The following is a 6,574-nucleotide window of genomic DNA, read 5'->3' as shown; positions in this document are numbered from 1 at the left end:
TGTCGATCGGGCTCGTGTAGGTGCCGTCCGCGGCGACGTCGCCGTACTTGTTGAGCAGGTTGGTGCGCGGGATGCGCACCTGGTCGAACGTGAGGCGCCCGTTGTCGATGCCGTTCAGACCGCCCTTGAGTCCGTCGTCCTCACGGGTGATGCCGGGCAGGTCGACGCCGTCGTCCCCGCGCAGCGGCACGTAGAAGCAGTGCACGCCGTGGCTGACGCCGTTCGTGATGAGTTGCGCGAAGACGGTCGCGGCGATGCCGTGCACGGCGGCGTTGCCGAGGTATTCCTTCGTCGCCCCGCGGAACGGGGTGTGGATGACGAACTCTTCGGTCTCGGGGTCGTAGGTCGCGGTGGTGCCGGCGGATGCCACATCCGACCCGTGCCCGATCTCGGTCATCGCGAACGCGCCGGGAATCGAGAGGTCCATGATGCCGGGCAGCCACTTCTCGTGGTGCTCCTCGGTGCCGAGCTGGTGCACGGCAGATCCGAACAGCCCCCACTGCACGCCGGCCTTGATCTGCAGGCTCGGGTCTGCGGCGACGAGTTCTTCGAAGCCGGCGATGTTCGCGCCGTTGTTCTCCTCGCCGCCGAACTTCTTCGGGAACGATCGGTGCACGGCGCCCTGCTCGACGAGCAGGTGCAGCTGGCTGAGCACGCGTTCGCGGTGCTCGTCCTTGCCGAGTTCGTCGATGCGCCAGAACGCGGGATCCTTGATCATCTCGCGGGCGGTGCGACGCGTGTCGGCCCAGGTGCCGAGCAGCAGGTCGGTGACCCGCTCGACATCGATGCGCGGAGCGTCATCAGCGGCGGATGGGGCGGAGTTGCGGACAGCGGCGTCGACCATGGTTTTCCCCTCAGAGAGAAGTAAGGATGCTTCGATCGTAGGAGTCCTCTAAGCGGGCCCCAAGCGGCTTATGCGATCTCTCCAATACGACCGCGGTGGCGGGCCGCCCCCGGTTGTCGCGTCGCCACAGGCGGGCGGGCGCGGGGCTGATTACCGGGGCGGCGCCGCCCGGCGGGCGGCACACCGGTTCGGAGCAGCCCGATCCGCGCGGCACGACGAGTGCGGGATGGATTCCGCGGCTTCCGGCTGCCTTTGCGCCGTGTTTTCCATCCCGGCCGTGCTGCGCGGGATGGAAAACACGGCTTCACCGAAGCATCCACCCGTGAAATCCATCCCGCGCTGGGCACCGCCGGCCGGGCGGCGCCGCCCGCGCTCACTCAGAACGCGACGTCGATGGTTCCGTTCGACTCGATGACCTCGCGCACCTCGTCGCTGGCGAAGGCCTTCTTCAGCGCCTCGGTCTCTGCGGACTTCGCGTTCTCTTCGCGCACGACGAGGTAGAGGGCGAAGCGGTCGTCGGTCTCGGTGATCAGTCCGTCTTCTTCGGGCGTGAGGCCGAGGGCGGCGATGTGCGACGGCCACTGGAAGACGAGATCGGCCTCTTCATAGGCGGCGTTGAGGGATGCGATCGGCACCTCGAGGAACTCGACGTTCTTCGGGTTCTCGGCGATGTCCTTCACGGTCGCGGCGTAGGGGTCGACGCCCTCATCGAGCGTGATGACTCCCTCGGTGTCGAGCAGCTTGAGCGCGCGGCCGAGGTTGGCGGAGTCGTTGGGAACGGCGATCGTTGCGGCATCCGGCAACTCGGCGATGTCGTCGAGGGTCTTCGAGTAGAAGGCGATGTCGAAGTTGTAGACCGGCTGCACCCCGGTGAGGGTGCCGTTGTTCGCCTCGTTGAAAAGCTCCATGTAGGGCACGTGCTGCGAGAAGTTCGCGTAGACGTCTCCGTCGTTGACGACGTTGTTCGCGGTGATGTAGTCGGAGATCTCGACGAGTTCGATCTCGTAGCCGTCTTCGATGGCTTCACCGGCGGCGAGCACCACGTCGGTCATGGGCGAGGTGACGGCGGCGACCTGGATGACGACGGGTTCGTCGGTGACGGCATCCGATTCGCCGGTGTCCGGTGCGGAGCATCCGGTGAGGGCGATGGCGGCGCCGAGGACGACGGCGATTCCGAGACGGGAGGTGCGCATGGTTCCTTCTCTCTATATATAAGGACGGTTCAGCGGTGGTCGAGGCGTTCGGATGCCCGATGCCCGACGGCCTGGATGGCGAGCACGCAGACGACGATGATCGCGATGGTGATGTACATGAGGGCGTCGTTGTATTCCTGGTAGCCGTAGCGCATGGCGAAGTCGCCGATGCCTCCGCCGCCGACGACGCCGAGCACGGTGGAGTACGACAGAAGGCTGATGGCCGCGGAGGTCAGCGCGTAGACGAGGCCGGAGCGCGCTTCGGGCAGCAGAATCCGCCAGACGGCCTGCGGCAGGGTCGCCCCCATCGAGACGGCGACGCGCGAGATGCCGGGTGGGATCTCGCGGAGGATCTGTTCGACGAGGCGCGCGTAGATCGCGACGGCCACGAAGCACAGCGGCAGGGTGGATGCTTCGGTGCCGAAGCTCGTTCCCATCACGGCGCGCGTGAACGGGATGAGGAAGACGACGAGCAGCAGGAACGGGAAGGAGCGGACGATGTTGATGTAGAGGTTCGCGATCGTCCAGACCGGACGGTTCTCGGCGATGCCGCCGCGCTGGGTGAGGAAGACGAGCATGCCGAGCGGGAGCCCGATAATGACCGCTGCGGCGAGGGAGACGATCATCATGTAGCCGGTCTCGGCGAGGGCTTCGACGATGTCGTCGCCGTAGTCGGCGAGGAGTTCGGTGAGCCAGGTCATCACATGAGCTCCCGTCTGACCTGCTCGTGATAGCTGGGCATGGCGCGCAGGTCGCTCTTCTTGACGGTGAAGAGTTCACGCATCCGCCCCTTTTCGAGCAGCAGTGCGCGGTCGCAGACGGCTTTGACGACGTCGAGGTCGTGGGAGATGACGATGATGGTGGTGCCGAGTTCGGCGCGGGCGTTGAGGAGCACGCGCAGGATCTCGCCGGTGGTGCTGGCGTCGAGCGACGAGGTGGGTTCGTCGCAGAGCAGTACCGGGGGTCGGGTGATGAGGGCGCGGGCGAGGGCGACGCGTTGCTGTTCGCCGCCGCTGAGCTGGGCCGGGTAGTGGTCGGCGCGGTGGGTGAGGCCGACGAACGCGAGCATCTCGTCGACGGCGGCGCGGCGTTCGGCGCGCGTGCGCCGGGTGTCGTCGGCGACCTTGAGCGGGATTTCGACGTTCTGGCGCACGGTACGGCTGCTGAGCAGGTGGATGCCCTGGAAGACGACGCCGATGCGGCGTCGGAGTGCGCGCAGCGCTGCGCGGTTGCGTCCGGCGACGTTCTCTCCGTCGACCGTGACGGTTCCGCTGGTGGGCGTTTTCAGGGCGTTGATGAGTTCGAGCAGGGTCGTCTTGCCGGCGCCGCTTTCGCCGATGACGCCGAAGATCTCACCGCGTCGGATGCTGACGCTGATGCCGTCGAGGGCGGGAGGTGTTGCGGGGCCGCCGTGGCGCACGACGACATCGTCGAACGCGACGATCGTGTCTGTATGTGCCATCGGTGAGTGCCGTTCTGTGTGACCACGGCTTCATCGCCCGGATTACCTGTACTGCGTCCAACTATAGTGGCCTGATGGCTATGAGGTACCGGACCGAGGCGATCAACAGCGACGGCGGAGACGGCGTCGCCCGGGTTCCGGGCGGGCTCGCCGTGACGGTGTCGTCGCCGTTGAACCCGCGGCGAGATCCGGCGGGCACAGACCCCGAACAGTTGCTGGCGCTGGCGTGGGCGACGTGTTTGAATGCCACGGCGCAGGCCGTCGTCGCCGGCCGCAGTCGCACCGCGGTTCGCGTCGAGGTCGAACTGCACGATGCATCCGCCGGGGCGGGTTTCGAGTTCCACGTCGACGCGTATCTCTCGCTGGCGGATGCTTCGGTCGACGAGGCGCGTCAGGTTCTGGATGCTGCGCACGCCCGCTGCCCCGTCTCGAAGCTTCTGGGCGCCGCCGCGACCGTCGAGGTGCATGTCGAGGAGTGGCGGGCTCCCGGCCAGTGAGCGCATGAGAAACGGGCTGAGCGAGGAACGAGCCGAAGCCGCTCCCCCACTCAGCACGTTTCTGTCAGATGCTGGCGGCGGGTTCTGTCGCGGGCTTCTCCGCTGCTCTTGCCGACCGACGAGTGCCCACGGGCTCCGGTTGTTCTGCCGGTTGTTCTGAGGTTTGTTCCGCAGTTTGGTCTGCGGTGCTCCGCCAGGACTTCGTGACTCCGTGGCCGATCGCGAGCCAAGTGCGGTCGCGCACGAAGATCGCGTCAATGGCGATCATGGCGAGGGAGAACCAGGGCAGCCCCATGAGGACGGCGATCGAGATATGGAAACCGACGATGCCGAGCAGTGCGATCACTCGCGTGAAGCGGTTCATGAGCATGAACGGGAACGACACCTGCAGGATGATCGATCCCCACGACGCGATGACAACAGCGGGACCCCATGTGGTGGCGAGCTCACTGAGCCACGGCCAAGAGCTGCCGTAGAGCTGCGTTTGGAGCGGCCCGTATACGGCTATGCCCTGCTCCCAAAGCGTGCCAGAGGCCTTATAAAGACCACCCGATGCGTAGATGATCGAAACCTGTGCGGTGAGAATCACGAGCACGAGGTTGTGCGCCGCATTCGTGAGCCACTCAGGCAGCACTGGTGCGCCCTTCCACGCACGCACGAGGACGCCTCCGCGAACGTAGCCGGCTTTCTCTCTGCGACGCGCGTCGAGAGAAAGTCGCCGCGCTGAATCTGCAAAGAACAGGAAGAACAGGCAGATGCGGTAGACGTTGTCGCTCTGATCGCTCACCGCATCATTGGTCTCGATCAGGCTCACCCAGAGCACGAAGTAGACGGGAAGAACCAACCGGATGCGCCATCCGACCACAATCAGTGCTGCGAGAACAGCCAGCACGATGAACACCAGCGTGATGAACAACATGCTGTGAGACAGGTGCCGCACGATGCTGAACAACCAGACTCGCGGCAGAGCCGCCTGCGGATCGACGCTCTCTTGCGTCCAGGTTGCAGCCGGACCGTAAAGGTAAGATCGGGCGGCGAAGTTCGAGAACAGAAGTCCGAGCCCGACCAGTCCCAGAACAATCCGCATGATCGCGGTGCCGTACTGTGCGTGCTTTCGCCCAGTGAGCCACTCTTCACAGAATCCCAGGAGTCGGGAGAGGCCTGCGCCGATTCCTCTAAGCGCGTGCGTCACCATGAGCCAGAGGAAACCAGGGACTCTGCGGATCACGTTAACCCATGCCATGTCAGCAAACTCCGATCGGAGCCGAGCAGAAATAATCGCGGAACTGATCACGCGATTGGCCATCGTATTCAATCAAACCGCGCCATCCGTAGTCCTGAGAGACGGGTTCGGGTCGCGTTGCCTCGGGATTGTTGCGTTGAGAAAAGGGGATAACCGCTTGACGAGAGACTCGGAACTGGACTTTATCCACGTCGTCACCCCAAACAGCGTAAGCAACTTGAGTCGCGTACGCAGCGACACGCTCTTCCGCCTCGAGATACTTGTCGGGGGCGTTGGAAGATTCCGCCGTCAGCCGCTCCGCAAGTCGTTCGTTCCACGCATCCTTATGCCAGTTCAAGCCGACGAGCTCCTGGCTGGACTCGTCGAGATCCTTGTACTCCGTGTACAGGCCACGGGTGACATCGACGGCAAGGCCGGCTGAGCGAGGCGGCGTGAGATTGTGTCGAATCCAAGACGTCTCGACATCTGTTGCGCGGACCCAATCTGTCACGGATTCATCTCCGTCACCGTTCTTGACCTGAGCGCGAATGTCCAAGTAGTAGTCGCCGTTGATCGGAGAAGGCGCGAACACGCTCCACGACTGCCCAAAGAGTGGCGACATATACCCTCGCAGTGCGCTCTTCGGAACCACCTCACGCAAAGGAGATGCAGGAGCGACCCAGAGGAATGTGGCAAAGATGTGCCAGATGACGAATAGTCCCATTGCGAGCAACACCCATCGGCGCCACACCCGTGATTTCGCGTGCATCGTTCTCCGTGTTCTTACTTGTATTAGCGAACGGACGGGCAACCCGAGATCCGAAGACCTCGGGCTGCCCGCCGGTTCTAACTAGCTCAGTTCTCGTTAGCTGCGGTGCGCTTGCGGCTCACCATATATCCAGCTGCGCCGAGAAGCAGGAGCGCAATGCCGATCGGAACCGAGGCTCCGAGGTCGAGACCCGTCGCCGGCAGGTTGCCGGATCCGGACGCGATGACTCGGAAGGTTCCGCTGATCGAGCCGGACTCGGCGCCGGTGAGCGTCACCGTGTGCGCACCGAGCTCCGTGCCCTGCGGGATGACCCAGGTGAAGGTCACCGTTCCGTTGGCGTCGGCCGTCTGCGTGCCGAGCGCCAGCGGGTCGGAGTTCATCACACCGGTGACGACCTCACCAGGCTGGAAGCCCGTTCCGACGGTGGTCTGCGTGTCACCCACGCGAACCTCAGGGATACGAACATCGATCGCGAGCTCTGCTGCGTCAGCATCTGCATCCACGTCAGCGTCCACGTCAGCGTCCACATCTGCGTCCACGTCAGCGTCCACATCTGCATCCACGTCAGCGTCCACATCTGCATCAAC

8 protein-coding genes are annotated in these 6,574 nt (G+C 64.4%); 1 reads left to right on the top strand and 7 read right to left on the bottom strand.

Features of this window, described 5'->3' with window-relative positions:
* The 4 genes from Q0Z66_RS11735 to Q0Z66_RS11720 form a co-directional block, all read right to left on the bottom strand.
* A partial coding sequence (locus Q0Z66_RS11735) for an acyl-CoA dehydrogenase family protein (RefSeq protein WP_298041354.1) occupies window positions 1-844 on the bottom strand: 844 nt, incomplete at its 3' end.
* A 377-nt stretch (window positions 845-1,221) separates the two neighbouring features.
* Window positions 1,222-2,037: a MetQ/NlpA family ABC transporter substrate-binding protein gene (locus tag Q0Z66_RS11730; RefSeq protein ID WP_298041350.1), complete on the bottom strand. Its 816-nt coding sequence runs from the start codon at window positions 2,035-2,037 to the stop codon at window positions 1,222-1,224.
* 29 nt (window positions 2,038-2,066) lie between these two features.
* A complete protein-coding gene (locus Q0Z66_RS11725; protein WP_298041345.1) occupies window positions 2,067-2,738 on the bottom strand; it encodes a methionine ABC transporter permease in 672 nt (223 codons plus the stop codon).
* Entirely contained in the window at window positions 2,738-3,499 is a 762-nt protein-coding gene (locus Q0Z66_RS11720) for an ATP-binding cassette domain-containing protein (protein ID WP_298041343.1), read from the bottom strand. The genes Q0Z66_RS11725 and Q0Z66_RS11720 overlap by 1 nt, the downstream gene beginning before the upstream one ends.
* 74 nt (window positions 3,500-3,573) lie before the next feature.
* Here Q0Z66_RS11720 and Q0Z66_RS11715 point away from each other — a divergent pair, with 74 nt between their 5' ends.
* Window positions 3,574-3,996 carry an OsmC family protein gene (locus Q0Z66_RS11715; RefSeq protein WP_298041341.1) on the top strand — a complete coding sequence of 141 codons (423 nt, stop codon included), beginning with the start codon at window positions 3,574-3,576 and terminating at the stop codon, window positions 3,994-3,996.
* Window positions 3,997-4,060: 64 nt separating this feature from the next.
* On the opposite strand, the gene Q0Z66_RS11710 is transcribed toward Q0Z66_RS11715, so the two are convergent.
* The 3 genes from Q0Z66_RS11710 to Q0Z66_RS11700 form a co-directional block, all read right to left on the bottom strand.
* The gene (locus Q0Z66_RS11710; RefSeq protein WP_298041339.1) at window positions 4,061-5,302 is read right to left on the bottom strand and encodes an HTTM domain-containing protein; all 1,242 of its coding nucleotides are present in this window, start codon (window positions 5,300-5,302) and stop codon (window positions 4,061-4,063) included.
* Window positions 5,241-5,942, bottom strand: a complete 702-nt coding sequence (locus tag Q0Z66_RS11705) for a DUF5819 family protein (protein ID WP_298041356.1) — start codon at window positions 5,940-5,942, stop codon at window positions 5,241-5,243. The genes Q0Z66_RS11710 and Q0Z66_RS11705 overlap by 62 nt, the downstream gene beginning before the upstream one ends.
* 131 nt (window positions 5,943-6,073) lie before the next feature.
* Window positions 6,074-6,574: LPXTG cell wall anchor domain-containing protein (locus Q0Z66_RS11700; RefSeq protein ID WP_298041337.1), on the bottom strand; the 501-nt coding region annotated here is incomplete at its 5' end.

Source organism: uncultured Microbacterium sp. (assembly GCF_947632095.1).
In the GTDB taxonomy this organism is placed as follows: domain Bacteria; phylum Actinomycetota; class Actinomycetes; order Actinomycetales; family Microbacteriaceae; genus Microbacterium.
The sequence above is the reverse complement of the archived record's forward strand: the minus strand, read 5'-3'. Positions and strand labels throughout refer to the sequence as shown.

What these genes read in the sequence shown, in the direction of transcription:
- Q0Z66_RS11730 (WP_298041350.1), bottom strand. Translation starts at nt 2,037, where the DNA reads ATGCGCACCTCCCGTCTCGGAATCGCCGTCGTCCTCGGCGCCGCCATC.
- Q0Z66_RS11725 (WP_298041345.1), bottom strand. Translation starts at nt 2,738, where the DNA reads ATGACCTGGCTCACCGAACTCCTCGCCGACTACGGCGACGACATCGTC.
- Q0Z66_RS11720 (WP_298041343.1), bottom strand. Translation starts at nt 3,499, where the DNA reads ATGGCACATACAGACACGATCGTCGCGTTCGACGATGTCGTCGTGCGC.
- Q0Z66_RS11715 (WP_298041341.1), top strand. Translation starts at nt 3,574, where the DNA reads ATGGCTATGAGGTACCGGACCGAGGCGATCAACAGCGACGGCGGAGAC.
- Q0Z66_RS11710 (WP_298041339.1), bottom strand. Translation starts at nt 5,302, where the DNA reads ATGGCCAATCGCGTGATCAGTTCCGCGATTATTTCTGCTCGGCTCCGA.
- Q0Z66_RS11705 (WP_298041356.1), bottom strand. Translation starts at nt 5,942, where the DNA reads ATGGGACTATTCGTCATCTGGCACATCTTTGCCACATTCCTCTGGGTC.